The organism is Nocardiopsis sp. M1B1 (assembly GCF_052466615.1).
This window is the reverse complement of record NZ_CP196194.1, coordinates 2,685,768-2,711,031: the sequence shown is the minus strand read 5'-3', so window position 1 is coordinate 2,711,031 and position 25,264 is coordinate 2,685,768. Positions and strand designations below refer to the sequence as shown.

The 25,264-nt window shown below is 74.0% G+C and carries 20 protein-coding genes; 7 read left to right on the top strand and 13 right to left on the bottom strand.

The window, feature by feature from the left end; all coding sequences use genetic code 11:
• Positions 1-485: 485 nt before the first annotated feature.
• The 3 genes from thyX to ACSTA4_RS11555 form a co-directional block, all read right to left on the bottom strand.
• On the bottom strand, positions 486-1,283 hold the full coding sequence (thyX, locus tag ACSTA4_RS11565) for an FAD-dependent thymidylate synthase (RefSeq protein ID WP_416025283.1): 798 nt from the start codon (positions 1,281-1,283) through the stop codon (positions 486-488).
• Positions 1,284-1,547: 264 nt separating this feature from the next.
• Positions 1,548-1,688 carry a GPGG-motif small membrane protein gene (locus tag ACSTA4_RS11560; RefSeq protein WP_013152479.1) on the bottom strand — a complete coding sequence of 47 codons (141 nt, stop codon included), beginning with the start codon at positions 1,686-1,688 and terminating at the stop codon, positions 1,548-1,550.
• Positions 1,689-1,885: 197 nt separating this feature from the next.
• Positions 1,886-4,114 carry an anthranilate synthase component I gene (locus ACSTA4_RS11555; RefSeq protein ID WP_444963521.1) on the bottom strand — a complete coding sequence of 743 codons (2,229 nt, stop codon included), beginning with the start codon at positions 4,112-4,114 and terminating at the stop codon, positions 1,886-1,888.
• Between the two features lie 395 nt (positions 4,115-4,509).
• Here ACSTA4_RS11555 and ACSTA4_RS11550 point away from each other — a divergent pair, with 395 nt between their 5' ends.
• The gene (locus ACSTA4_RS11550) at positions 4,510-6,816 is read left to right on the top strand and encodes a HelD family protein (RefSeq protein ID WP_444964147.1); all 2,307 of its coding nucleotides are present in this window, start codon (positions 4,510-4,512) and stop codon (positions 6,814-6,816) included.
• A 113-nt stretch (positions 6,817-6,929) separates the two neighbouring features.
• Here the strand turns inward: ACSTA4_RS11550 and ACSTA4_RS11545 are convergent, their stop codons facing one another.
• From ACSTA4_RS11545 to ACSTA4_RS11515, 7 genes are all read right to left on the bottom strand, one after another.
• A complete protein-coding gene (locus ACSTA4_RS11545) occupies positions 6,930-9,839 on the bottom strand; it encodes a hypothetical protein (protein WP_444963520.1) in 2,910 nt (969 codons plus the stop codon).
• A 166-nt stretch (positions 9,840-10,005) separates the two neighbouring features.
• On the bottom strand, positions 10,006-10,983 hold the full coding sequence (locus ACSTA4_RS11540; protein WP_444963519.1) for an aldo/keto reductase: 978 nt from the start codon (positions 10,981-10,983) through the stop codon (positions 10,006-10,008).
• On the bottom strand, positions 10,983-11,381 hold the full coding sequence (locus tag ACSTA4_RS11535; protein ID WP_212640401.1) for a MerR family transcriptional regulator: 399 nt from the start codon (positions 11,379-11,381) through the stop codon (positions 10,983-10,985). The genes ACSTA4_RS11540 and ACSTA4_RS11535 overlap by 1 nt, the downstream gene beginning before the upstream one ends.
• A 60-nt stretch (positions 11,382-11,441) precedes the next feature.
• Positions 11,442-12,122, bottom strand: a complete 681-nt coding sequence (locus ACSTA4_RS11530) for a TetR/AcrR family transcriptional regulator (protein ID WP_444963518.1) — start codon at positions 12,120-12,122, stop codon at positions 11,442-11,444.
• Between the two features lie 34 nt (positions 12,123-12,156).
• Positions 12,157-12,936, bottom strand: a complete 780-nt coding sequence (locus tag ACSTA4_RS11525) for a hypothetical protein (protein ID WP_444963517.1) — start codon at positions 12,934-12,936, stop codon at positions 12,157-12,159.
• 205 nt (positions 12,937-13,141) lie between these two features.
• On the bottom strand, positions 13,142-13,942 hold the full coding sequence (locus tag ACSTA4_RS11520) for a hypothetical protein (protein ID WP_444963516.1): 801 nt from the start codon (positions 13,940-13,942) through the stop codon (positions 13,142-13,144).
• 64 nt (positions 13,943-14,006) lie between these two features.
• Positions 14,007-15,551, bottom strand: a complete 1,545-nt coding sequence (locus ACSTA4_RS11515) for a hypothetical protein (RefSeq protein WP_444963515.1) — start codon at positions 15,549-15,551, stop codon at positions 14,007-14,009.
• Between the two features lie 266 nt (positions 15,552-15,817).
• Between ACSTA4_RS11515 and ACSTA4_RS11510 the strand changes: the two genes are divergently transcribed.
• Positions 15,818-17,047 carry an acyl-CoA dehydrogenase family protein gene (locus tag ACSTA4_RS11510; protein WP_248769905.1) on the top strand — a complete coding sequence of 410 codons (1,230 nt, stop codon included), beginning with the start codon at positions 15,818-15,820 and terminating at the stop codon, positions 17,045-17,047.
• 94 nt (positions 17,048-17,141) lie between these two features.
• Here the strand turns inward: ACSTA4_RS11510 and ACSTA4_RS11505 are convergent, their stop codons facing one another.
• Positions 17,142-18,581 (bottom strand): helix-turn-helix domain-containing protein, encoded by a 1,440-nt coding sequence (locus tag ACSTA4_RS11505; RefSeq protein WP_444963514.1) that lies wholly within the window; start codon positions 18,579-18,581, stop codon positions 17,142-17,144.
• Between the two features lie 215 nt (positions 18,582-18,796).
• On the opposite strand from ACSTA4_RS11505, the gene aceA reads away from it, so the two are divergent.
• The 4 genes from aceA to ACSTA4_RS11485 all read left to right on the top strand — a co-directional run bounded on the left by aceA (position 18,797) and on the right by ACSTA4_RS11485 (position 22,128).
• The gene (gene aceA, locus ACSTA4_RS11500; RefSeq protein ID WP_444963513.1) at positions 18,797-20,095 is read left to right on the top strand and encodes an isocitrate lyase; all 1,299 of its coding nucleotides are present in this window, start codon (positions 18,797-18,799) and stop codon (positions 20,093-20,095) included.
• A gap of 304 nt (positions 20,096-20,399) precedes the next feature.
• Positions 20,400-20,630 (top strand): DNA primase, encoded by a 231-nt coding sequence (locus tag ACSTA4_RS11495; protein WP_416025444.1) that lies wholly within the window; start codon positions 20,400-20,402, stop codon positions 20,628-20,630.
• A 274-nt stretch (positions 20,631-20,904) separates the two neighbouring features.
• Positions 20,905-21,174, top strand: coding sequence for a hypothetical protein (locus ACSTA4_RS11490; protein WP_212640409.1), 270 nt, complete (start codon positions 20,905-20,907; stop codon positions 21,172-21,174).
• Positions 21,175-21,306: 132 nt separating this feature from the next.
• The gene (locus ACSTA4_RS11485) at positions 21,307-22,128 is read left to right on the top strand and encodes a CPBP family intramembrane glutamic endopeptidase (protein WP_444963512.1); all 822 of its coding nucleotides are present in this window, start codon (positions 21,307-21,309) and stop codon (positions 22,126-22,128) included.
• On the opposite strand, the gene ACSTA4_RS11480 is transcribed toward ACSTA4_RS11485, so the two are convergent.
• Complete coding sequence (locus ACSTA4_RS11480; protein WP_248769901.1) at positions 22,097-23,383, bottom strand: CynX/NimT family MFS transporter; 1,287 nt, start codon at positions 23,381-23,383, stop codon at positions 22,097-22,099. The genes ACSTA4_RS11485 and ACSTA4_RS11480 overlap by 32 nt on opposite strands.
• A gap of 169 nt (positions 23,384-23,552) precedes the next feature.
• Here ACSTA4_RS11480 and ACSTA4_RS11475 point away from each other — a divergent pair, with 169 nt between their 5' ends.
• A complete protein-coding gene (locus ACSTA4_RS11475; protein WP_047870336.1) occupies positions 23,553-24,254 on the top strand; it encodes a FadR/GntR family transcriptional regulator in 702 nt (233 codons plus the stop codon).
• A gap of 211 nt (positions 24,255-24,465) precedes the next feature.
• Here the strand turns inward: ACSTA4_RS11475 and ACSTA4_RS11470 are convergent, their stop codons facing one another.
• Entirely contained in the window at positions 24,466-25,218 is a 753-nt protein-coding gene (locus tag ACSTA4_RS11470; RefSeq protein WP_444964146.1) for an RraA family protein, read from the bottom strand.
• Positions 25,219-25,264 lie beyond the last annotated feature (46 nt).

Sequence of the window (25,264 nt, the reverse complement as noted above, 5' to 3'; positions counted from 1 at the left end):
CGCACCTTTTCCGAAGGATCGGCCCGCGCATATCACCGATACGGCGAAGCCGACCCGGACATCCTGGCCCGTCGTCACCGCAAAGGCCAGAGCCGGTGCGGTCCAGCGGAGGATTTCGGGCAGCCGCTACCCGGAGCCGAACCGGAGAGAAAGCATCAGGGGAGGAAAATACCGAAAAGAATGCTTTCCATGCCTTCGCTGAGATGTGTACCGCTCGCGGCTTAGATAGCGTTATCGAAGAAAAGGTGCGTTCTCCGGAAGGGAGGGGGTCCGGAACGGGCGGTTTCTCCGGGGTGCGCAGGGGGCACGAGAGGCCGGGAAGCCCTCTGTGACGGCGGGTCAGGCGCGGGAACGGCTGCCCGGACGCTCCCCCGCCCCGCGCCGGGCGCGGCGGGCCGCGCACCCGCCGGAAGGGGAGAAGTCCCGGTTTCCTGCGCGCACAAAAAAGCCCGCCCCGAGGGGCGGGCCGCAGTGTCGCACGGCGCTCAGACCTTGCGGTACCTGGGCACCCAGGCGCCGTCCTGGACCTCGTAGTCGCCGAAGAGCGCCGGGGCCTCCTCCTGGAGGGTCCGGCCGATGAGGTGGAACAGCAGGCGGATCTCCTCCTCCGCGCCGGGGGCGGTGCGCGCCTCCAGGGTGTGGCGCAGGGTGCGCACGTTGGCGGTCCACACCAGGCCGGTGGCCACGCCCTCGGGGGCGAAGCGGCGCATGAAGGAGGTCTTGTGCTTCTTCTCCGCGAACTTGACGCCCTCGTCGTCCAGGCCGAAGTGGTCGGCCATCCAGAGCTGGAACTCCTCCATCTGGCGGAGCATCGCGGTGGCGCGCTCCATCAGCTCGGGGTCCTCCTCGGCCCAGTCGGGGAACCAGAACGGCAGGTCGGACAGGCGCACGAACCGCAGGGACTCCTGGGAGACGGCCACGCCCGGACGGTGCCGGATCAGCTCGTGGGTGAGCACGCGCGAGACGTTGTGCAGGACGAAGCTGAAGCTGATGTGCTCCAGGACGGAGCCGTGCATGCTGGCCAGGATGTTGCCGAGGTAGGCGTCCTGGTCGGTGCGCACCCGGGTCACGTTGGGGTTCAGGCCCGGTTCCCAGGAGCGGTAGCACAGCCGCCCGGCGAACTCGGCGAGATTCTGGGGGTCGTTGAGGTGGGCGTCGAGCTCACCGCGGTCGAACCGCTCCAGCCACGCCTCCCCGCCGACCTCCTTGAGGTAGTCGGCGACGGCGTCGTAGTCCACCTGCGGACGCGCCACCAGACGGACCTGCGGCTCGACCCTCTTCACAGCATGCCTCCCGTTCGTGTTCCCGGCTCCCCGTGCGCACGCCTGAGCACCGCGGCCGACGGGCGGCGCGGGGCGCGGAGGGCGTGACGGGGGCGGGGGCTGACCAGCCCTCCCCGAGGGTACACGGGGTCGGCGGGGGTCGGCCGGGGACAGGGTGCGGGCCGGGCGCCCGCCGGGTGTTCCCGGTCGGGCGCCCGGCCCGCGATCTGTGCCGTGCGTGCTTCCTGGTCGTGCGTTCCTGTCGTGGAGAGGAGGGACAACCCGCTAGAAGCCGTAGAAGTAGCCGGGGGCCACGAAGAGCCCGACGACGATGGCGATGATGCCCCACAGGAGCTGCCCGCGCAGCACCCCGAGAACACCGGCGACGATGAGAATGATTCCGAGGATTGTCAGCAGAATACCCATACACAACCACTGTCCCGTAACGGGTTGATCAAACTTTTCGGTTGGATGTGATTTGGGAAAGGCGTCTTGGTGCAGGTGGGTGCCCGTGCACCGGATATCTCCGCACTCCTCGAAATGCCCGCGTGACCCTCCGCACACGACCTCGGCGCGGGGGTCCGCGGCCCCCGGGGACGGTCCCCGGGGCGCCGCCGCGGCCCTCAGCCGCGGGCCAGGCGCAGGACCCGCGCCACGATGCCCTCGCCGACCGTCGCGGTGAGGATCGACTCGGGGTGGAACTGGACCGCGTACCACCGCGCGGCCGGGTCCTCCACGGCCATGACGACGGGTTCCTCGTCCGCCCCGCCCTCCAGGACGGCGGTGACCTCGAAGTGCTTGACCAGCTCGGGGAGGGTGTAGGTGGAGTGGTAGCGGGCGGCCGGGAAGGCGTCCGCCTCGTCCAGACCGCTGAGGAGCCGTCCGCCGTGGACCCGCACACGGCCCGGCTTGCCGTGCACCGGCTCGTCCAGGGTGCGCAGTTCTCCCCCGGCGTGCTCCACCATCCCCTGGAGGCCCAGGCACACCCCGAACACCGGCAGGCCGCGGACGGCGAGCGCGTCCAGCAGGGCCGACATCCCGAAGTCCTCGGGCAGGCCGGGTCCGGGCGAGAGCACGACCAGGTCGGGGGCGAGCCGGTCGAGCAGGGCCGGGTCGAACCCGTAGCGGACCGTGGTCACCTCGGCCCCGTGGCGGCGCACGTAGTCGGCGAGGGTGTTGACGAAGGAGTCCTCGTGGTCGACCAGGAGCACCCGCATGCCCTCCCCCGGGAGCTGGGCGGGCCCGGCCGCGGTCTCACTGTCCGCCCGCGCCGGGGAGTCCTCCCGCTCGCCCAGGGCGAGGGTCTCCAGCAGGGCGCGCGCCTTGAGGAAGGTCTCGCGCTCCTCGGCCTCGGGGTCGGAGTCGTAGAGCAGGGTGGCGCCCACGCGCACGGCGGCCACGCCGTCGCGGATGTGCGCGGTGCGCAGGGTCAGGCCGGTGTTCATGGAGCCGTCGAAGTTGAGCACGCCGACGGCGCCGCCGTACCAGCGGCGTGGGCTGGTCTCGTGCTGCTCGATGAACCGCATCGCCCAGGTCTTGGGCGCGCCGGTGACGGTGACCGCCCACATGTGGGTGAGGAAGGCGTCCAGGGCGTCGAAGTCGCGGCGCAGGGTGCCCTCGATGTGGTCCACGGTGTGGATCAGGCGCGAGTACATCTCGATCTGGCGGCGGCCGATCACGCGGACGCTGCCCGGCTCGCACACGCGCGACTTGTCGTTGCGGTCCACGTCCGTGCACATGGTGAGCTCGGACTTCTCCTTGACCGAGGAGAGCAGCTCCTGGATGTTCTCGGCGTCGCCCAGGGCGTCCTCGCCGCGGCGGATGGTGCCCGAGATGGGGCAGGTCTCCACGCGCTGGCCGGTGCCGGGCTCGCCGGTGACGCGGACGAACATCTCCGGGGAGGCGCCGACCAGGTACTCGCCCCCGCCGAGGTTGAAGAAGAACTCGTAGGGGGCGGGGTTGCGCTCGCGCAGCAGCTCGTAGAAGCGGGCGGGCGAGGAGCAGCGGGCGTAGGTGCGGTGCCCGGGGACGACCTCGAACAGGTCGCCGCGCCGGAACTTCTCCTTGGCCTCGGCCACGACGCGGGCGTAGGAGCCGGGTTCGGGGCCCTCGGGCACCTCGGCGGCGACCACGGGCGGGGTGGGTTCGGTCTCGCGCGGCAGGCCGCGCGTGGTGGCCTCGGCGCGGTCGCCGTCGGCGGGGACGGTGAAGTCGTAGGTGTAGCGCACGCAGGTCTCGCGCTTGCGGTCGCGGACGATGACGGCGTCGGGCAGGTGCAGGACCAGGTCGCGGTCATCGGGGTCGCGGTCGATGTGCTGCTCGATGGGCTCGAACTGGAAGGCCAGGTCGTAGCCGAAGGCGCCGTACAGGCCCAGGTTGGCGTCCTCGGGGCTGCGCAGGGCGGCCATGACGGCGCGCAGCGCGGTGAAGACGCTGGGGCGGCGGCTGCGCTCCTCCTCGGTGAAGAACTCCCCCGGGTCGGGTTCGGGGACGGTGACGGCGACACTGCCGTGCCGGAGGTCGGCAAGGGTGCTGTCGGGGTCGGGCAGGCCGACGGAGTACAGGGCCCCGGCCAGGACGGGCAGCAGGACGCGGCCGCGGGCGTTGAGGGCGGTGGCGGTGACGCGGCGCCCGCGCGTGGTGATCTCCAGGCACGGGTCGACGTAGCCCAGGTGCCAGCGGTCGTACCGGCCCGGGTACTCCATGCCGGAGGAGAGCACTCCGCCGCGGCGCAGCTCGACCGAGCGGACGAGCTCGGTGAGGATCTCGGGGTCGCAGGCGGTGGCGCTGCGGTGGACGGTGACGCCGCCCTCGGTGAGGTACGTGCTGGTCTGTGCGTCGCTGGGGTTCACGGCCGGTCCTTTTGGCTGCGCGGTCGGATGGGCCGCACCGTCCGGGGCCGTGGAACACGAAACGACCGCCGGTCCGGGGCGGTCGCTGCATGGGTATGCGAACTCGGAGCACCGCCTAGGGGCGGCGCCACCACTGAGCCTGGGTGGTCGTCTGTCGCATGGGCACGAGTGTAGCGGGTGCGGTGTGTGCTGGGGAGGCCGACGCGGAGGTTTTCCGGTCGCGACGTGCGGGGAACTCGCGCGGAGCGGAGGGTGGGGGCGTGCGGCGGCGCGTCGAGGGGGATGACGCGAAAGCGCTCTCGCGCGGGCGCGCGGCGCTGTGCTAGGGTGCGTAGCCCATTGTCGCTTTTTGGATTCGCCCACAAAAAATCCAACATATGGAGCATAGCAAGCCGATGGAGTTCTGTCAAACCGGCGCCGACGGGGGCGCATCGTCGGCCCTGACCGCGGAACAGGCCAGGGTCAGCGCGATGTACGAGCGCCTGGACGCCCTGCGCGCCCACACCTCCGAGCAGCTCGCCTCCGCCCACCTCCAGGAGCGCGGGGGGTACGCGGCCCTCGTGGAGCGCGAGACCCGCTCCTACGAGCAGGCGCGCCGACGCGCCCAGCTGGGGGCGGTCGAGGAGGGCCTGTGCTTCGGCCGCGTCGACCTCTCCCCTGAGGGCGACGGGCCCGAGACCCGGTACGTGGGCCGGATCGGGCTGCGCGACGCCGAGTACGAGACCATCCTGGTGGACTGGCGGGCGCCGGCCGCACGCCCCTTCTACGCCGCCACGCCCGGGGACCCGCACGGGGTCACCCGCCGCCGCCACCTGCGGGTGCGCCGCCGCAGGGTGCTCGGGCTCGACGACGAGGTGTTCGACCCCGACGGGCTGAGCGAGACCGACCGCCGCCAACTGGTCGGGGAGGCCGCGCTCCTGGCGTCGCTGCGCCGGGGCCGGACCGGGCGGATGGGCGACATCGTGGCCACCATCCAGGCCGAACAGGACCGCGTCATCCGCGCCCGGCTGGCCGGGGTGCTGGTGGTCCAGGGCGGGCCCGGCACCGGCAAGACCGTGGCGGCCCTGCACCGCGCCGCCTACCTGCTCTACACCCACCGCGCCGTGCTGGAGCGGCGCGGTGTGCTGGTGGTGGGGCCCAACCCGGCGTTCCTGCGCTACGTGGGCGACGTGCTGCCCTCCCTCGGGGAGACCGACGCGGTGATGCGCACGGTCGGGGAGCTGTTCCCGGGGGTGGCGGCCACCCGCCGCGACGCGCACGCCGCGGCGGCGGTGAAGGGCTGCCTGGCGATGGCCGACCTGCTGCACGCGGCCGTGGCCGACCGCCAGCGCACGCCGCTGGAGGCGTTCGGCGGCGCGGACCTGGTCGTGGAGACCGACGCGGGCGCGCTCCGCGTGCCGGGGGCGCTGTGCGAACGGGTGCTGCGGACCGCTCGGGGGCTGCGCCTGCCGCACAACACCGCGCGCAAGTACGCGGTCGGTTCCCTGCTCACGGAGCTGGCCCGGGCCGAGTCGCGCCTGCTCGGGCGGCCCGCGGACGAGGAGGACCTGGAGTTCGCGGGCGCGCGGCTGTGGTCGGAGGACCCGGTGCGGGAGGCGCTGGAGGCCCTGTGGCCGCACCTGACCCCGCAGCGGCTGCTGCGGGAGCTGTTCGCCGACCCGGCCGCGCTGGAGCGGGTGGGCGCGCGGGCCGGGTTCGGCGGGGACGCGTGCGCGCTCCTGGCGCGCTCCGCAGGGGAGCCGTGGACCGTGGAGGACGTGCCGCTGCTGGACGAGGCCGCGGACCTGCTCGGGCAGGACGACGGCGCCGCGCGGGCGCGCGAGCGCCGCGAGGACGCCGAGCGGGCCGAGGAGGAGCGGTACGCGCAGGGGGTGCTGGAGTTCACCGGCCTGTTCGAGGACCGGATGATGGACGCGGCGGCGCTGGCGGCGCGCCACCGGGACGCCGGGGCCGCGCGCACCACCGCGGACCGGGCGGGCATGGACCGGGAGTGGACGTACGGACACGTGATCGTGGACGAGGCCCAGGAGCTGTCTCCGATGGCCTGGCGCACGGTGATGCGGCGCGTGCCGACCCGGTCGTTGACCGTGGTGGGGGACGTGGCGCAGACCGGCAGCGCGTCGGGGGCCCGTTCGTGGACGGAGGCGCTGGAACCCTACGCGCCCGGCAAGGTGCACGTGGAGCGGCTGCGGGTGAACTACCGGACGCCGGAGCCGATCATGGCGGTGGCCGCCGACGTGCTGCGGGTGGCCGCTCCGGGCGAGGAGGTGCCGGAGTCGGTGCGCGAGGAGGGCGACCCGCCGCGCGCGGTGCGGCTGGCGTCGCTGGCGGATCTGCCCGCGCTGGTGGCCGAGGAGGCGGCCGCGGTCGGTGACGGCCGGGTCGCGGTGGTCACCGCGGACCGGCACGCGGACGCGGTGGCGGCGGCGCTGCCGGGGGCCGCGCGGCCGGGGACGGCGGCCCCGGGGCGAGTGCGCGACCCCCTGGAGGAGGCGGTGGTGGTGGTGCTGACCGCGACCGAGTCCAAGGGGCTGGAGTTCGACGCGGTGGTGGTCGTGGAACCGGGGGCGGTAATGGCGCAGCCGCGCGGCGGCAACGACCTGTACGTGGCGGTCACCCGGGCCACGCGGCGGCTGGCGGTGGCCCACACCGGGGAGCTCCCGCGGGTGCTGGGACGCCTGGCCGGGGCCGCCGAGGGGTGAGGCCGGGGCGGTCCGCACCCGGCGGCGGGCGCGCCGGGACGGACCCGCGCACGGTGGCGGGCACGCGGGGAGCCCGGCCGGCGGGCCGGGCTCCGGTGACGCCGGTCAGTTGGTCAGAGGGGCCACCAGGAGGCGCCGGTGATCGCGGCGCCCAGCAGCCCGAACAGGTCCAGGGTGCCCAGGCCGAAGCGGGCTCCCGCCTCCAGTCCGGTGGCCAGGAAGGCCGCCAGGAGGATCAGGGCCAGGGCGCGGGAGGGCCAGCGGCGGGGACGGGGCGCCTCGGGGGCGTCCTCCTCCTCGTCCGCCCGGTCCAGCCAGGGCCGGTCCAGGCGGGCCACCTCGCGGCGCAGGTCCTGGACCTCCGCGTGGTAGTGGTCGCGCTCCTCGCGGACCCGTTGGAGTTCGGAGCGTTCGGCCCGGACGGCGGCGCGGGCGTCGAGGATGTCGACGCGGGCGCCCTCGGGTCCGTGCCGGGAGTGCCAGCGCTCCAGCCGGGCCAGGGGGAGGTCGACGTACTGGGTGGGCCAGTTGTCCTCGGGGACCTCGCCGTCGGGGAAGTGCTCCGGGTCGGGTTCGGTCTCGGTCGCGTAGTCGAGGGGCGCAGGCGGTGGGGGTCCGGTCTCCGGGTCGGGGACCACGGGCAGGGGCGGCGCGTCGGCGGGGGCGCGGTCCTCGGGGCCGTCCGTGAGGCCGGGCCCCGGAGCCGGGTCGGGGTCCGCGGTCCTTCGGTCCGGTGACGTCCCCCGCGTTCTGGGGGAGGCGGCGATGGTCCACTCGTCCGCGGGGGCGGGGGGCTGGAGGAGGGATTCGGGGGGCGGGGCGGACTCGCCGGCGAGGCTCACCGTGCCGCCCGTTCCGAAGGTGTCCTGGGCCGGGGCCGGTGGCGCTTGCGCGCTCTCCTCGCGCGGGGCTCCGGCCCGGGGGCCGGACCCGCCCGGGGGCGCTCCGTCCTCGGGCGCGGGCACGGCCGCCTCCGGCCGCGCTCCGTCCGCGAACAGGGGCGCCGTCGCGACCGCGTCCTCCCGCGACCCGCTCCGGGACGCGGCCTCCTCCGCGTCCCCGTTCCGTTCCGCTCCGCCCGCGAACTCGAACGGGTGGGCGGCGTGGTCTCCCGGCGTCCCGCTCGGGGACGCGGGAACGGGCCCGCTCTCGGGTGCTCCGTGGGCGGGCGCGGCCTCGTCCCGTGGCTCCTCATCCCGGGTCGGGGGCTCGTCCGGCTCCGGAACGGCGCGTCTGCCGCGGCCGAGGAACCGGAAGGTCTCCCGGCCGCTCCGGAAGGCGGGCTGTCCGCCCTCGCGGGACGGTTCCTCCTCCGGTCCGTCCGGCATCGGCGCACCGGCGGACCGGAACCCGCTCCGCTCCGCCTCCTCGCCCGCGGAGGCGGACCGGCGGGGCCCGGGGTCACCGGGTTCGAAGGCACGGTCAGCCGGTCCGCCGGTGTCCGGGACCAGACGCGGCCTGCGGTGGGGTTCGGGCGCCCCGAAGACACCGGACCGCGCGGAGGGGGCCTCTGGGGCCGCGGACGCCTGCCCCCGGGCAGGCGCGATGCGCGGGTGCGGGCGCGGCGGGGCGTCACCGGGGCCGTCGCCTTGCGGTTCCCGCGGCGGGGGTTCGGACGCGGGTTCGGGCCAGAGCGCCTCGTTGTCCCCGTCCGCCCCGCCGTCCCCGCGCGTCCGGCTCCGTCCGTGGGCCTCCTCGTCCCCGTGCGGCTCACCGCCCCCGCGTGTCCCGCGCTCCCGGTGTGCCCCGTCGCCTCCGTGGGTCCCCTCGGCCCCGGGTACGGCGGGGTCCGCGCGGCCGTCCCCGAACCGTCCGCCGCCCGCTCCGGCGGCGGAGGACTCCACGCCCTCGTCGGTGATCCCCTTCAGGGAGCGCTGGCCGCCGGGCACACCCGGAACCGCCTCCGCCTCCAGGCCCGGGCGGCCCACTGGGACGCGGGACACGGGGAGCGGCCACGGGCCGGTCTCCTCCTCCCCCGGGGCCTCGGCCTCGGGCAGGTCGGGCAGGGGCTCCCCGCCGTAGACGGCGTCCTCGTCCGGCAGCCGTTCGGGGACGGGGACGTCGTCGAACCGCCGGGGCCGCGGGTCGAGCCAGTCGCGCAGCAGCGCGCGGCGGTCGGCGAAGGTCGGGGCCTCGGCGATGCCGCGTTCGGCCAGGTGGCGGGCGAGCGCGTCCCCGCCCTCCTCCCGCAGGACGGACACGAGCCCTTCGGCGACCGCGCGGTAGTCGGGGGCCGGGGGTCGCAGGAAGGGCCCGGGCGCGTCGGCGACCGGCGGGCCGAAGGCCAGGTGCTGGCCGTCCGAGGTGCCCAGCACCGGGTCGTAGGTGGAGAACGACCAGCTCCACCCGGCCGCGGGGATGGCGCGGGGCGGGGTGAGCACGTCGTGCAGCACCCGGTGCACGCCCCACAGGAAGCGCAGCTGCACCGCCTGCCACAGGTCGGCCCGTTCGGGCGCCAGGGCGATGTGGATCGGCGCGTCGGGCCGGTACAGGGCGGCGGCCACCGCGCCCACCAGGAGGGGTTCGTCCCCGACGGTGGTCTCGGCGGCGCGCCGGTCGCGGGTGCGCACGGCCCCGGGCGCGGCGGTGCGCTCCCAGGGCTCGGGCGTGGGCAGGGTGTCCATGGTCGCCCAGCCCGGCTCCGGGGGGCGGCGCGAGGCCGGGCGGGTGTGGGGGTTCTCGTGCAGGGAGAGCAGCCGCGGCGGGGTCAGGCCGTGCGCGGGCCCCACGATGGCCCAGGCGTGCGCGGACCGGACGTCGCCGGGCCAGCGGTAGACCAGTGCGGCCTGCCCGTCGGGGTAGGCGCGCGCCCAGAGGGTCTCGGGGTACTCCCCCGGGTCGGTGTCGGGCAGCGCGGAGCGGTAGTCGGCGGTGAGCGCGGGGAGGAGGCGGTCACGCCAGGAGCGCAGGACGGGCTGCTCGGCCTCGGGGAGGGAGGAGGCGGCCGGCCCGGGGCCGAACCGGCCGAGGAGGGTGGGTTCGGCCCAGGCGAAGTGGATCTGGTGGTACGTGCTGTCGGGCAAGTCGCCCCTCCCACGGGTTCGCGGACCGATGCGGCGCGGCCGCTCCGCCGCCACTAGGGAAGGTATCCGGTCAAAGGATGGTGAAAACCGCGCATGAATACATATGAGGTGTTACACGTGGTTTGTCCGGGACTGGTGACCGGCCCCGGCCACGCCCTCCGCCGAGCTACCCCGCCTCGGCCATGCGCCTCCACTGCTCGTCGCTGAGCACCAGGTCGGTGGCCTCGATCGCCTCGTCCAGCTGTTCCAGGGAGCTCACACCCACCAGCGGCACCACCTTCGGGTCGCCGCCCATCAGCCAGGCGAGCACGACCTGGTTGCGGGTGGCGCCGGTCTCGCGGGCGACCTCGTCCAGGACGGCCAGGCGTGCGGGGGTCCCCGGGTGGTCGTAGGCCCGGTCCAGCCCGGCGGCCTTCTCCGGCCGGGTGTAGGCGCCCCACAGCAGGGAGGTGTAGGCGACCAGCGTGTAGTCGCGGCCCTCGGCGGTCTCGGCGCGGACGAAGTCCAGGAGTTCGGGCGTGGCGTGCATGTGGCCCGCGGACCGCAGCGGCACGTCCAGGCGGGGCTGGAGGTAGCTGTACCGGTACTGGAGCACCCGGGGGCGCGGCCAGCCCCGGGCCTCGGTGACGGCGCGGGCCCTCTCCAGCTTCCAGGTGCGGTGGTTGCTCAGCCCCAGGTGGGAGACGGCGCCCCCGTCGACCAGCGCGGCGAAGGCCTCCAGGGTCTCCGGCAGCGGGGTCCCGGGGTCCTCGTTGTGGGCGTAGAGCACGTCCAGGCGTTCCATTCCCAGGCGCTCGCGGCTGCGCTCGGCGGCCGTCGCCACGGCCCGCGCCGACAGCCCCTCCTTGGTCTCCATCCCGGTGCCGGGCACGGTGGGCTGCGCGCCGAGCTTGGTGGCGATGACCACCTCGTCGGTGACGCCGCGCTCGCGCCGCCACCGGCCCAGGAAGGTCTCGCTCTCGTGCCCCTCGAAGCCCTCCACCCAGAACTGGTAGCAGTCGGCGGTGTCCACGAAGGTGCCCCCGGCCGCCACGAAGCGGTCGAGCAGCGCGGCGGAGGTGGCGTCGTCGGTCTCGCTGCCGAACTTCATCGCCCCCAGGCACAGGGCGCTGACGCGGCGGTCGCCGATGGTGGTGTAGCGCATCAGGAGGTCTCCTTGAGGGGTTCGGGGGCGCGGGCGGCGAGCACGCCGCGGTAGTGGTCGATCTTGTGCTGGATCACCGTCTGGCACCGGCGCATCTCCTCCATGCGCTCGTCCAACCGCTCCTGGTGGCCCTGGAGCAGGTCCAGGCGGTCGGGAACGGTGTGCTCGCCCTCGCGGATGAGTTCGGCGAACTCGCGCAGCCGGACGATGGGCATGTCGGTCTCGCGCAGGCACCGGATCATGTCCAGCAGCTCGACGTCGTCGGCCCGGTAGCGGCGGTGCCCGCTGGGGGAGCGCTCGACCCGGCGCAGCAGCCCCGCCTTCTCGTAGTAGCGCAGGGTGTCCAGGGTGAGGTCGAAGCGCTGCGCGACCTGACCCGGCGTGTAGTAGTCCCTCATGGACAGCAAGCATGGGACCTGGAGCGCACTCCAGGTCAAGGGAGAAAGGGAAAAAGCCGTCTAGGTCTCGCTGGCGCGGATCGCGCCGACCACCGCGGCGGTGAGGTCGTCGATGATCTCCTCCTCCCCGACCCCGGGGTGCTCCAGCCACCACTCCCCCGCCGCCTGCACCATGCCCACGACGGCGTGCGCGACGATCTGGGAGCGCGGGCGGTCGCCGACGCGCCCTTCGGCGACGAGTTGGTCGGCGAGTTCCTCGCCCAGGCGGCGGACCATCATGCCCAGGTCGCCGCGGGTCCGGGAGTCCTCGGAGGTGGCCCGGTCCATCAGGAACCGGTAGAGGTTGAGGTTCTGGGAGATCATCGACAGGTAGGCGCCGACCGTGGCGCGGGCCCGGACCTCGAACCCGGTGTGCTGGTGCAGCTCCTCGCGGATGCGCTCGATGAGCGGGTCCACGTGGCGGCGGGCGAGCGCCCGGTACAGGCCGCCCTTGTCCCCGAAGTGCCGGTACAGGATCGGCTTGCTGATCCCGGCCTCGGCCGCGATGACCACCATCGACGCGTCCGGTCCGTCGCGCTGGATCACCCGGTCGGCCGCGTCCAGGATGGCGCGGCGCCGCTCGGGGTCGCGCCCGCGCGCGCCCCGCCCCCCGCGCGGGGCGGCCGGGGCCTCCGGCACGGGCGCGCCGGAGGCGTCACTGCTGTCGGTCAGCGCGGTCGGCCGCGCGCGTTCGAGTGCCACAAGGGTTCACCGTAGCGGCTCGCGGAGCCCCGGATCAGGCCCGGAGCGCGATCCAGGTGGCCCTCGCCAGGGCCAGGAGGCGGCCCGCGCCGTCGTGGAGGGCGCTGGCGGTGGTGATCTTGCGGCCGTCGACCGCCTCCAGGTACCCCGTCACCACGTGGGCCTCACCGGTCCGGGGCGTCCCGTCCACGCGGACGGTGATGCGGCCCAGGAGGGCGGGGCGGCCGGAGATGGCGCTGGACCAGCCGCCGGGGCAGTCCAGGGCGGCCCACACCTGGGCGGGGTCGACCATGCCGGAACCCTCGTCCAGGGACGGGTGCGGGGTCCAGGCGCAGGCGACGGTGTTGCCGATCCCGTCGGGGCCGGTGCCCGGGCGCACGGAACCGGCGAACAGGCGCAGGCCCTCGCCCTCGGCGCGTTCGGGGCCGCAGCTGTAGCAGCGCGGGAAGGGGTGGTCGGTCAGGCCCGCGTAGCGTTCCCCGGCCTCGCGGGCCTCGGGCACGGTGACGGGACCGCCGGGGACGGTGGAGGCGCCGGGGAGGTCGGCGGTCACCGCTTCGGCCACCAGGCGGGCGCCCTCCCCGGCGTCGGGGTCGGTCAGGTGCAGGGCGCCCCCGGGGCCGCTCTCCACCATCAGCGGGCGGCCCAGGGGCGGCGGGGTGCGCAGGGTGACCTGGACGGCCGGTCCGCCGACGGAGGTGAGCCGCGCGGCGAGCAGTCCGGCGGTGTAGCCGCCGTTGCCCGACCCGTCGGGGCCGTTGTATCCGGTGGGGATGGTGAGGGTGGGGGCGCCGTTGCCCGCGGTGGTGTCCATGCGAGCCAGGGTAGGGGTCGCACGTTCGGACCGGTCGGGGCGGCCCGTTCCGCCGCCGTCGCCCCTCCCGGTCGGCGTGTGCCGTGGAGGCGGAGACCGGGCGGTCCGCCTCCCGCCTCGGCCCCGGTCGGCGGGTGCCGCGGAGATCGAGCGCCCGGCTGTGGGATCGGGCTCCGGGACGCCCCGGGGCCGGTGTCCGGGCCGCTCAGCCGCCCAGTTGCCGGGAGGTCTCGCCGACGTTCTCGGTGAGCGTGCGGACGTTGTCGGCGACCTCGGGGGCGTCCTCGATGAGGGCGAGGAGGCCGTCGTGGGTCTCGTGCACGCACCGGGGCGAGGGCATACTCCCCATGTCGAGCCGGTGCAGGGGGCGGGGATACAGGTTCCAGGTGCCCGGGACGGTCAGCACGGCGATGCTGCCCACCTCCTCGGCGTCGCCCCCGCTCTCGTGCAGGGTGACGCGGACGAGGGCCACGCCGCCGCCCAGGTCGTTGCCGCCCACGGGGAGTTCGAGCGCCTCCGCCTTCTTGGGTTCCAGGGCGTAGGCGATGTCGGTGGAGGACTCCTCGCCCACGGCGGGCAGGTCGACCTCGTAGGAGCCCGTCACCCCGACGGGTCCGCCGACGCCGTCGACGCAGTCGGTGACCGGGACGAAGTCCTCGGTCTCGACGGTGATCCGCTCGAACACCTTCAGGTCGTCGGAGTCGTTCTTGAGGACCACGGTGAGCACGGTGGCGTGCACCTCCACGTCCTGGGCTGCCCCCTGGAGCGGGTCGGTGGCCTGACCGTCGACGACCTGCGAGCCGTCGGCGGACAGCTCAACGACCTCGAAGGCTCCCCGGCCGAACCAGGCGCCCCCGCCCCAGATGAGGGGGACGGCCGCCAGGAGGGCGCCCAGGACGCCCGCCAGGCAGCCCACGACCTGCGCGTGCTGCTTCCAGTCGCGCGCTCCGCCGCGCCCGCGCCGTCCGCGGCCCGCGGAGGCGCCCTGCCCGTCGGTCGGTGCCATGTGCGCTCCCGGTCTGAGGGCGGCTCCCGGCCGCCGGATCGGTGTGCCCCGGTGCGGGGCGGGTTCAGTCGGCGGTCGGCGCCGCGGGGCCCGGGGTCGGCGGGGTAGGGCCGGTGGTCGTCCCGTGCGTGTCGGTGGTCTGCTCGTCCCGGATCCTGACGCACACGGGCTCGTAGGCCAGGTCCGGGAGTTCGCGTTCCCACTCCCGCGGCCCGAGGAGGACGGGCGCGCCCACACAGCGCGCTTCCAGCGCGATGGTGAGCGACCCCTCGTCCAGGTAGGGGGCGTAGGGGTCGCGGCTCAGATCCCACAGCGCGGGGCCCGAGCCGGATGAGGCGACCGCCACGACGTGCAGGCCCGTGGTCGTGCTGGCGGCCGCGACCAGCTCCACCGCGCGCGCCGTGGGCAGGCTCTCCACCGGCCGGTAGTCCGCGACCGTCCCGGGAGGCGTCTCCCACAGGGTCAGTTCCTCGAAACCGCTCTCGCGGTCCGCGGTGACGAGGAAGCGGACGTTGCCCTGCGCCGCCGGGCCCGGGGGCGTGTCCAGCCTCTGGTGGGCGCTGGGCCGGGTCGAGGGTTTGTCGCAGAAGACGCCCGAGCAGTACTGGGGCATGTTCACCGGACCGTCTCCGGACCGCACCGCGTCGGAGGAGACGATGAAGACTCCCTCGTCGCTGGCCACGGCGATGTCCTCCGGGCCCAACGCGGAGGGGGCGAACCGGAAGTCACGTCCTGTCAGGCCGCTGTCGCGCAGGTCGGCTCTGCCGAGCGGCTGGCGGGTGGCGACGTCCCACAGTCCGAGTGTTCCCTCGTCGGTCAGGGTGGCCAGCGCGGCAGAGTACGAGGACGCCATCAGGGAGACGGGTTCCTCCGCGACGGTGATCTCGGCGTCGAACTCCCAGCCCTGGGTGTTCCAGAGGGCCACCTCTCCCGTCTCAGACCCCAGCGCCAGGAAATGGGCTTCGATGAGCGAACTCCGAATGCTGCTGACGAAGGCCGTTCCCCGCCCCCCGGCCGCGTCGATCCGCGCCTCCTCCTCGCCGGAGTCGACGTCCCACACGATGACGTCATCCCCGGTGCGCGCCGCCACCAGGAGCGAACGCCAGTCCAGGGTCAGCTCCTGGACGGGTCCGGGAGCCTGTTCGTCGAACACGGTGTCGCCCGTGTAGACGTCCCACACCAGCACCCGTCCGCGCTCGGTACTCCCGGCGAGGAACCGGCCATGGGCGGAGAAGAGCAGCGAGGTCAGGCCCTCGCCACCGCTGTCGAACTCCATGATCTGGTGCGGCTCGGCCAGGCGTGCCATCGCCGCCGCCGAGGTGTCGGTGCGGGCCAGGCCCGCCGCCTCCAGCGCGAGCGCGCTGGACAGCCGGGGGTCCTCGGCCGCGGTGTCGAGGGAGCGGGCGGCGAGGGCGTCGGCCAGGCGCTCGCGCTCCCCGGCGTCCAGGTCCGACACCGAGCGGGGCGGGGCGTCCGCGGTCCCGTCGTCGGCGGAGGGGAGGCAGGAGGCGCCCAGGCACAGGAACAGGGGGAGCGCGAGGAGGAGGCGGACGGGGGCCGTCCGAGGGGGCGTGGAAGGAACTCGAACCCGGGGGAAGGGTAGGTCCATGCCCTCAGTCTAGGCCGCGAACCCCCGCCGGTGCAGGGGTTTCGGCCGCCGAAACCGCCCGGTCACGCTCCGGAGCGCACCGGAGGGCACCCGGGCCGGAAGGGCCGATCCGCCACCGGCCGCCGTCAGGGCCAGGCGGGCACCGGCGGGCGCCCGGGGCGCCCCGCGCGCGGGCACGGCGTTGTGGCAGGCGAAGCCAGCTGTTACCGTTGGTAACACATACTGGCCCCCTCCCCCGGAGGGCCCCCGACAAAGGATGTGAGCGCATGAGCGAGGCCACCGCGCCCGGCTTCAGCCTGGAACTGAGCGAGGACGTCCGCGAGGTCCGGGACTGGACCCACGGGTTCGCCGCCGACGTCATCCGCCCCGCCGCCGCCGAGTGGGACGAGCGGGAGGAGACCCCCTGGCCGATCATCCAGGAGGCGGCCAAGATCGGCCTGTACTCCCTCGACTTCTTCGCCAACCAGTGGCTGGAGCCCAGCGGCGTCGGCATCCCCGTGGCCTTCGAGGAGCTGTACTGGGGCGACCCGGGCATAGCCCTGGCCATCACCGGCACCGGACTGGCCGCTGTGTCCGTCGCCGCCAACGGCACCCAGGAGCAGCTCTTCGAGTGGACACCGCAGATGTTCGGCACCCCCGACGACATCCGCCTCGCCGCGTTCTGCTCCTCCGAGCCCGACGCGGGCAGCGACGTCTCGGCCATCCGGACCCGCGCCGTCCACGATCAGGCCAAGGACGAGTGGGTGCTCAACGGCACCAAGACCTGGGCGACCAACGGCGGTATCGCCGACATCCACGTCGTGGTCGCCTCGGTGGAGCCCGAGCTCGGCTCGCGCGGGCAGGCCACGTTCATCGTGCCGCCGAACACGCCGGGGCTGAGCCAGGGGCAGAAGTTCGCCAAGCACGGCATCCGCGCCTCGCACACCGCCGAGGTGGTCCTGGACGACGTGCGCGTGCCCGGCTCGTGCCTGCTGGGCGGCAAGGAGAAACTCGACGAGCGCCTGGCCCGCGCCCGCGAGGGCAGGGGGTCCAAGGGCCAGGCCGCCATGAAGACCTTCGAGGCCTCCCGCCCGACGGTCGGCGCGATGGCGGTGGGCTGCGCCCGCGCGGCCTACGAGTACGCCCGCGACTACTCCACCCAGCGCGAGCAGTTCGGCCGCCCGATCGGCGAGAACCAGGGCGTGGCCTTCACCCTGGCCGAGATGGCCACCCGCATCGACGCGGCCCGCCTGCTGGTGTGGCGCGCGGCGTGGATGGCGCGCAACGACAAGGACTTCGACAGCGCGCAGGGCTCGATGAGCAAGCTCTACGCGAGCGAGACCGCCACGTTCGTCACCCAGAACGCGGTGCGCATCCTGGGCGGCAACGGCTACACGAGGGAGTACCCCGTGGAGCGCTGGCACCGCGACGCCACCATCTTCACGATCTTCGAAGGGGCCAGCGAGATCCAGAAGCTCATCATCGGCCGCGCCGTCACCGGCCTGCCGGTGCGCTGACGCACCGGTGTGCCGCCGTGCGGCGGCACGCGCGGAGGAAGGGGGTCGGCGCGCGCCGACCCCCTTCCTCGGCGTACCCCGCCGGACCCGCCGCTCAGTCGACGCTGTGCTTCTCCAGGAAGGTGTAGACGTCGTGCTCGTCCACGCCCGGGAAGCTCCCCGAGGGCAGCGCCGAGAGCACGTGGGAGTGCGCGCGGGCCGAGGGCCACACGTTGCCCTCCCAGCGCGCGGCCAGGTCCGCGGGCGGGTGCACGCAGCACTCGCCGCTGGGGCAGTTGGACTTGGTGCGGTTGGTGGTCTCGCGCCCGCGGAACCAGCGCGACTCCTTGTAGGGCACGCCCAGGGTGATGGCGAAGTTGCGCTCGCGGCTGGGGTCCACGTGCGCCACGCACCAGTGGGTGCCGTTGGGCTTGTCCGTGTACTGGTAGTAGATCGAGTAGCGGTCCGGTGAGGCGAAGACCTGGCGCCCCGACCACTGGCGGCACATGCGCTGGCCCTCGATGGCCCCGGTGTCGTCGGTGGGGAAGACGAGGCCGTCGTTCTCGTAGGCCTTGTAGATGATGCCGGTCTCGTCGTTGCGGATGAAGTGGCAGACCAGGTCCAGGTGGCGGTGGGCCAGGTTGGTGAACCGGTGCGCGGCCATCTCGTAGGAGACCGAGTACACGTCGCGCAGGTCCTCCACCGACAGGTCGCGGGCCTGCTTGGCCTCCTGGAGGTAGCGCACCGCGGTGGTCTCGGGGATGAGGACGGCGGCGGCGAAGTAGTTGGCCTCCACCCGCTGGCGCAGGAAGTCGCCGAAGTCGCGCGGCCTGCCGTGGCCCAGCACGACGTGGCCCAGGGTCTGGAGCAGGATCGTGCGCGGGCTGTGCATGCCCAGCGTGGTCTCGCGCTTGAGGTAGATGCGCCGGTTGACGTGGTCGGTGAGGGAGCGCACCGAGCGGGGCAGGTCCTGCACGTACTTGAGGGAGAACCCGTGGTGGGTGGCGATGGCCAGGATCTGCCCCTGGGACAGGGCGCCCGCGGTGTAGTTGACGGCATCGAGGGTCTGGGCCGCCGCCTTCTCGATGTGCTCGAAGTAGTTGCCGCGCTCGCGCATCTGGCGCCGCAGGTCGGCGTTGGCCCGGCGGGCCTCCTCGGGGGTGGCCGTCGGCTTGGCGGTGCGCCGCCGCAGCTCCCCGTACAGGCCGACGATGTGTTCGAGCACGTCGTTGGGGACCCGCTTGCCGATCCTCAGGTGCGGCAGGTTCAGGTCCTGGTAGAGGGTGTCGCGCTGGGCCTCCTCGACCGCGATCTCCAGTTGCGCGCGGCGGCTCGGGGGCTGTTTGGACAGCAACTCCTCCACCGAGACGCCCAGTGCCGAGGCCAGGGAGGTGAGGAGGGAGAGCTTGGGCTCGCGCTTGCCGTTCTCCAGCAGGGAGAGCTGGGAGGGGGCCCGGCCGACGCGTTCGCCCAGGTCGGAGAGGGTGAGGCCGCGCGCCCGCCGCAGGTGGCGGAGCCGCTGACCAAAGGTGACGAGATCCAGGTCACCCGTCAAAGACGGTATTTCTTCAGCACCAAAGTACGCCATGGCTTCATAGTACGGAAAGAAACGTCGATCTTCACAAGATTTCGAGTGGAAAAGCCTCGGAAGTTGCCCAAGAATCTAGTTACCGGCGGGGAACTTACCGCTCAGGGCTCACCCCCTGGCTCTGACCCGGCCTTCTCGACCGGTGTGAACACTTGGGGACTACACGTAAGGCGGGATCGAACATGGGCACCAGCGCTCGACGACAGGAAGCCAGCGCCGAACTCCAGCGCGACTGGGAGACCAACCCGCGGTGGGCCGGTATCGAGCGCACCTACTCCGCCGACGACGTGGTCAAGCTCCGCGGTTCGGTCACCGAGGAGCACACCCTGGCCCGTCGCGGCGCCGAGCGCCTGTGGGACCTGCTCCACACCGAGGACTACGTCAACAGCCTCGGCGCCCTCACCGGCAACCAGGCGGTCCAGCAGGTCCGCGCCGGGCTGAAGGCCATCTACCTCTCCGGCTGGCAGGTCGCGGCCGACGCCAACCTCTCGGGCAACACCTACCCCGACCAGAGCCTGTACCCGGCCAACTCGGTCCCGGCCGTGGTCCGCCGCATCAACAACGCGCTGATGCGCGCCGACCAGATCACCTGGGCCGAGGGCGACGACAGCGCGCCCGAGTGGCTCGCGCCGATCGTGGCCGACGCCGAGGCCGGGTTCGGCGGCGTCCTCAACGCCTACGAGCTGATGCGGGGCATGATCGCCTCCGGCGCGGCGGGCGTGCACTGGGAGGACCAGCTGGCCTCCGAGAAGAAGTGCGGCCACCTGGGCGGCAAGGTCCTCATCCCCACCGGGCAGCACGTCAAGACGCTCAACGCCGCCCGCCTGGCCGCGGACGTCGCCGGCGTCCCGTCCCTGGTCATCGCGCGGACCGACGCCCAAGCCGCGACCCTGATCACCAGCGACGTCGACGAGCGCGACCAGCCCTTCATCACGGGCGAGCGCACCGCCGAGGGCTTCTACCGCTTCCGCAACGGCGTCGAGGCCTGCGTGGCGCGCGGCCTGGCCTACGCCCCGCACTCGGACCTGCTGTGGATGGAGACCGCCACCCCGGACCTGGAGGTGGCCCGCGACTTCGCCGAGCGGATCAAGGCCGAGTACCCGGACCAGATGCTGGCCTACAACTGCTCGCCGTCCTTCAACTGGAAGCGCCACCTGGACGACGCGACCATCGCCAAGTTCCAGCGCGAACTGGGCCACATGGGCTACAAGTTCCAGTTCATCACCCTGGCGGGCTTCCACTCGCTCAACTACTCGATGTTCGACCTGGCCAAGGGCTACGCCCAGAACGGGATGACCTCGTACGTCGAGCTCCAGGAGGCCGAGTTCGCGGCCGAGTCGCGGGGCTACACCGCCACCCGCCACCAGCGCGAGGTCGGCACCGGCTACTTCGACTCCATCAGCACGACCATCTCCCCCGAGGGCAGCACCACGGCTCTCACCGGCTCCACCGAGGAAGACCAGTTCTCAGCGGCTCACTGACACTGGTCTTCGTTCCCAGGAGGCCGTCCCTCCCCGCTTTCGTGGCTGGGGCGGGGCGGGCGGCCTCCGCCCCCTAGCCGTCGGCCATGCGCGCTCCGTGTCACACGCGCATGGCCGGCGGCTTGTCCCGTGCGCGGTGTCCGCCGCGTCCGCCCCCGGACGCCCCCGGCCGCCCCGGGCGCGGGCCCGGCCCCCGGAGGGACGGGGGCGCCCTGCCCGCCCGCGCGGCCGGGCCCTAGGCTGGCCGCTGCACGGGGCCGCGCCCCCGCGGCCCGCCCGCAGATCCGGAGGTCTGGTCTTGAAGATGTTCGAACCGCTCCTCACCGCCCTGGCCGCACTGCGTCGGGTGCTCGCCGTGGGTGCCCTGGCCACCGTCGTGGTCCTGGGCACCGCGGCCTGCGACGACCTCATGCCGAACGTGGACGTCGAACAGGGCGACGACGGCGGGGACGACGGAGACGACGGCGGTGATGACGGCGACGACGGGGACGATGACGGCGGCGACGATGACGGTGGCGACGACGGCGAGGACTGAGCCCGCGCCCCGCTGACCCGCGCCGCCGCCGGGCACGCCCCGGACGGCGGCGCGGGTCGGTCTCCCCCTCCTCCCCCGCGCGCATCCGCCCCCTCCCACCACCCACCGGACGGCGCACCCGCGCCGCACCGCGGCCCGTCACTCTCCGCGCTTTCCTGGCCACGGACGCGGAGCACACCCTAGGGTGGGTCACGGACGGATAACACCCGGCTCGTGCCCGCCGCCCTGAATCGGGCGGTCCCCCGGCACCAGCCGCGACCCGAGGGAGTCAGCGATGAGCTTCGAGGACATCAGCAGGCAGACCATGACCGCCCTGCGCCGGGCGCTGGCGGGCTCGGCGATCGCCGCCGTGGCCGTGTTCGGCGTCGCGGCCTGCGAGGACCCCGAGGGGGCCGACGCCCCGACCGTGGACACCCCGGGCGACGACCAGGGTGACGAGGACGACGGCGGCCAGGAGAACAACCAGGACGGCGGCGAGGACGACGACGGCGGGAACGAGGACAACGGCGGCGAGGGCGACATGGAGAACAACGACACCGACTGACCGCCCCCGGCGTCGGCGTCGGCACGACCGCCCGGACCGGGGCGCGGCCCGAGGGCCCGCCCCGGCGCGTCCTCGGCCCGCCCCGCTCCCCCAGGCCACCGGCCCCCGCCGACAGCGCGTACATTGCAACGCGTGACCGACAAGACCCACACCCCGGACGCCGGACTGCCCTCCGGGGCGCCGCCCGCCCCCTCCGCCCCCGTCGAGCGGGGCCTGCTGCGCTGGGAGATCCTGTGCGTGCTCGCCCTGTCCCTGGGCGCCGCGGCGGTCTCGGCGACCATCTCCTTCCTCGGCGTGCTCACCGAGCCCCAGTCCCTGGCCGAGCAGACCGCCAGCCTGGTGCGCCCCCGCGCGGAACAGGAGCGCCCCTGGCTGGACCTGTCCTGGCAGCTGTTCGCGCTGGCCAGCGCCCTGGTCCCGGTCCTGCTGGTGGCCTACCTCCTGCGCCGCTCGGGCGACTCCTCAGCCACGATCGGCTTCGACGTGCGCCGTCCCGGCTTCGACCTGGGCACCGGCGCCCTGCTGGCCGCGCTGATCGGCTTCAGCGGCCTGGCGCTGTACGTGGTCTCCTGGCAGCTGGGGCTGACGGTCACGATCAGGCCCAGCACCCTGGCCGGGAACTGGTGGGACGTGCCCGTCCTGGTGCTCCAGGCGGCCAAGAACGGGATCCTGGAGGAGGTGATCGTGGTCGGCTACCTGCTGCACCGGCTGGGGCAGCTGGGGTGGACGCCGTGGAAGGCGGTGCTGGCCAGCTCGGTGCTGCGCGCCTTCTACCACCTCTACCAGGGCGTCGGGATGTTCTTCGGCAACCTGGTGATGGGGCTGGTCTTCGGCTGGTTCTACCTGCGCCACGGACGTGTGATGCCCCTGGTGGTGGCGCACACGGTCATCGACGTCGTGGCCTTCGTCGGCTCGGTCTACCTCATCGGCCGTCTGGACTGGCTGCCCTCGTGAGGCCGCGGGCGGCGATGGCGTCCTCCAGGTAGCGGGGGCGGCCCAGGAACAGGCCCGTGGCCAGGTTGACCACGACCAGCGCCGCCAGCAGGAGCAGGGGCGCGTGCCAGCCGCCGCTGACCTCGCGCAGCAGCCCGAACAGGAAGGGCCCCGCCCCGCCCATGAGGTAGCCCAGGCTCTGGCTGACGGCCGAGAGCGCCGCCGTACCCGCCCCGGTGCGGGTGCGCAGCGCGAAGGCGGTCAGGGCGAAGACGAAGCTGCCCATGCCGATCCCCACGAGCGTGGTCCAGGCCCACACCCCCGACAGCGGGGCGAACCACAGCCCGGCCAGCCCCGCGAGGTAGGCGGCGGAGAAGGCCAGCACGAAGGGGCGCTGGTCGCTGGTCCGGGTCAGCAGCGTGGGCAGCACCAGGGACATGGGGATGCCCAGGACGGTGAGGTAGGACAGCGCCAGGCCCGCGGTCTGGGCGTCCATGCCCTGGTCGCGCAGCATCTGCGCGTACCAGCCGAACATGATGTAGGCGACCGAGGACTGGGTGCCGAAGTAGAGGACGGACTGCCAGCCCAGGCCGGTGCGCAGCACCTGGCCGAAGCCCAGCGCCTGGGAGGCGTCGCCGCGCGCGGGCTCGTGGCGCAGCACCAGCAGCCAGGGGACGGCGGCCACGACGCCGAAGAGCGCGTAGGCGCCCAGCGCCGCGCGCCACTCCCCGGTGGACTGCTCCAGGGGCACGGTGGCCGCGGCGGCGATGGTGGTGCCCAGCGCCAGGCCGGTGGTGTACACGGTGGTCATGAGGCCCACGCGGTCGGGGAAGTGCTCCTTGACCAGGGCGGGCAGGATGACGTTGCCGACCGCGCCACCGGACAGGGCCACCACGCTCAGGGCCAGGAACATCCACGGCTCGGGGGCCGCGGCGCGGGCGGCGAGGCCGACGGTTAGGGCGACGAGCGCGTAGACCAGCAGGTGGTGCTCGCCCAGGCGGCGTCCCAGGACGGGGGTCAGGCCGCCGAAGAGCGCGAAGCACAGCACGGGCAGGGTGGTGAGGATCCCCGCGCCGACGGCGGTCATGCCCAACCCGGCGGTCACCTCGTCGAGCACGGGGCCGACGCTGGTGATGGCGGTGCGCAGGTTCAGGGCCGCCAGGGCGATCCCGGCGGCGAGCAGCAGCAGTGCCGCGCGCGGGGGACGGCTCGGGGCGGTCCGGCCTGCGGCGGGGCCGCTCGTCACGGGTGTGCGGGGGGCTGGTCCGGCGCTCATGGAGGCGACTCGCATAAATTCATAGGATGACCCGATGTACTTCATGAGGATAACGCATTACCCTTCAAAGCCAATTCCCGACGGTAACTGGTCTAAGCTCCGGCCTTAACCGTTCCGTACCTGTGCGCTGGCCCAGTCATCCGGCGACCCGCCCCTAGGAGGTATACGCGTGCCCCTCGCCTCGACACGCCGGACCGGTCTCGTCGACCAGGTCATCAGTCAGTTACGAGCACAGATCGACTCGGGCGAGTGGGGCGTGGGCGACCGCATCCCCACCGAGTCGGAGCTCTCCGACCAGCTTGAGGTGGGCCGCAACACCGTCCGCGAGGCGGTGCGCGCCCTGGCCCACGCCGGGCTGCTGGAGATCCGCCAGGGGGCGGGCACCTTCGTGCGGGCCTCCAGCGAACTCGGCGGCGCCCTGCGGCGCCGTCTGGAGCGCTCCCGCCTGCGGGAGAACCTGGAGGTGCGCCGCGCGCTGGAGGTGGAGGCGGCCCGGCTGGCCGCGCTGCGCCACAGCGACGAGGACATGGCCGACATCGACCGCGCCATGGCGCTGCGCGAGGCCGCCTGGCGCGAGCGCGACATGGGCGCGTTCGTGGAGGCGGACTTCACGTTCCACCGCGCGGTGGTCAACGCCACCCACAACACCCTGCTCATCGACCTGTACGACGACATCGCGCAGGTGGTGTACGCGAGCATCGCGCACACGGCCTACGAGCAGGGCGCCGAGGCGACCGACCGGCCCTCCTCGGCCACCGACGGCGTGGACCACTCCAAGCTGACCGAGGCGATCCGCGACGCCGACGCGGCCGGGGCCGCGCGGGAGGCCACCTGCTACATCGACGAGCTGCTCTCGTTCACCGAGGACTGAGCGGCCCGCGTCGGACCCGGTCCGGCCGAGCGGCGCCTCGAAGGCCTGGGAGCGTTCCCACACGCTTCCGGGCCGGTGCGCACGCGCCGGGTCCGGCCCGCCGCCGCGGAGTCCGTGCGGGCCCTGCGGGTGCGCCGCGCGACCGCGGTGCCCCGGGTCCGGGCGACGCCTTCCGGCTCCGCCTCCGGCCGCCGCCGAGAGGGCCCACGGCTCACTCCCGGGGGTCGCCCACGGCCGAGCGCGGCCAGACCCGCGAACGGGCCGCAGGGTGGCCCTCGGCGCCGCGCGCGGCGGTGTCGCGCAGGGCGCCCAGGGTCCGCGGGCGCCCGGAGCGCCGCGAGCGGTGCTCGGAGTGGTCCTCCCAGCCCGCGACCCGCGAGGGGTCCAGGCCGAGCAGGTCCAGGGTGCTCTCCCCCGCGTAGACGGCGTCGATGATCTCGCGTTCGCGCGAGACGCTGTCCACGGTCGCGGCGATGATGGAGCCGACCTGCCCCCGGGGCAGGCACACCACGCCGTCGTCGTCGGCGACGATCCAGTCGCCCCGGCGCACCGGCAGGGGCGCGGGGCCGCCCGGCGTCATGCTGATCTGGCGGCCCACCGAGCCGCCCGCCTCGTGCGCGGCCTCGCGGACCGCGACCCCGGCCCCGAAGACCGGCAGCGCGCAGCGGGCGATGGCCGCGATGTCGCGGACGCAGCCGTCCAGGACGATGCCCGCGACCCCGCGGGTGCTGGCGGCCACGGCGAGGATCTCGTCGACGTAGCCGTACTCGGCCTCCCCCGCCACGTCCACCACCAGGGCGGAGCCGGGCGGAGCCTGGGCCACGGCAACGTGGATGGCGAGGTTGTCCCCCGGCGTGCAGCGGACCGGGAAGGCGGTCGCCGCGAAGGCGGCCCCCGGCCAGACGGAGAACAGGTGCGTCCCGAACGGTCGGCCGCCGCACCGCGCGAGCGCCACCGTGCCCACAGCCGTCAACGTATCCGCCAGTGCCACGTCAGCCTCCCACTACACC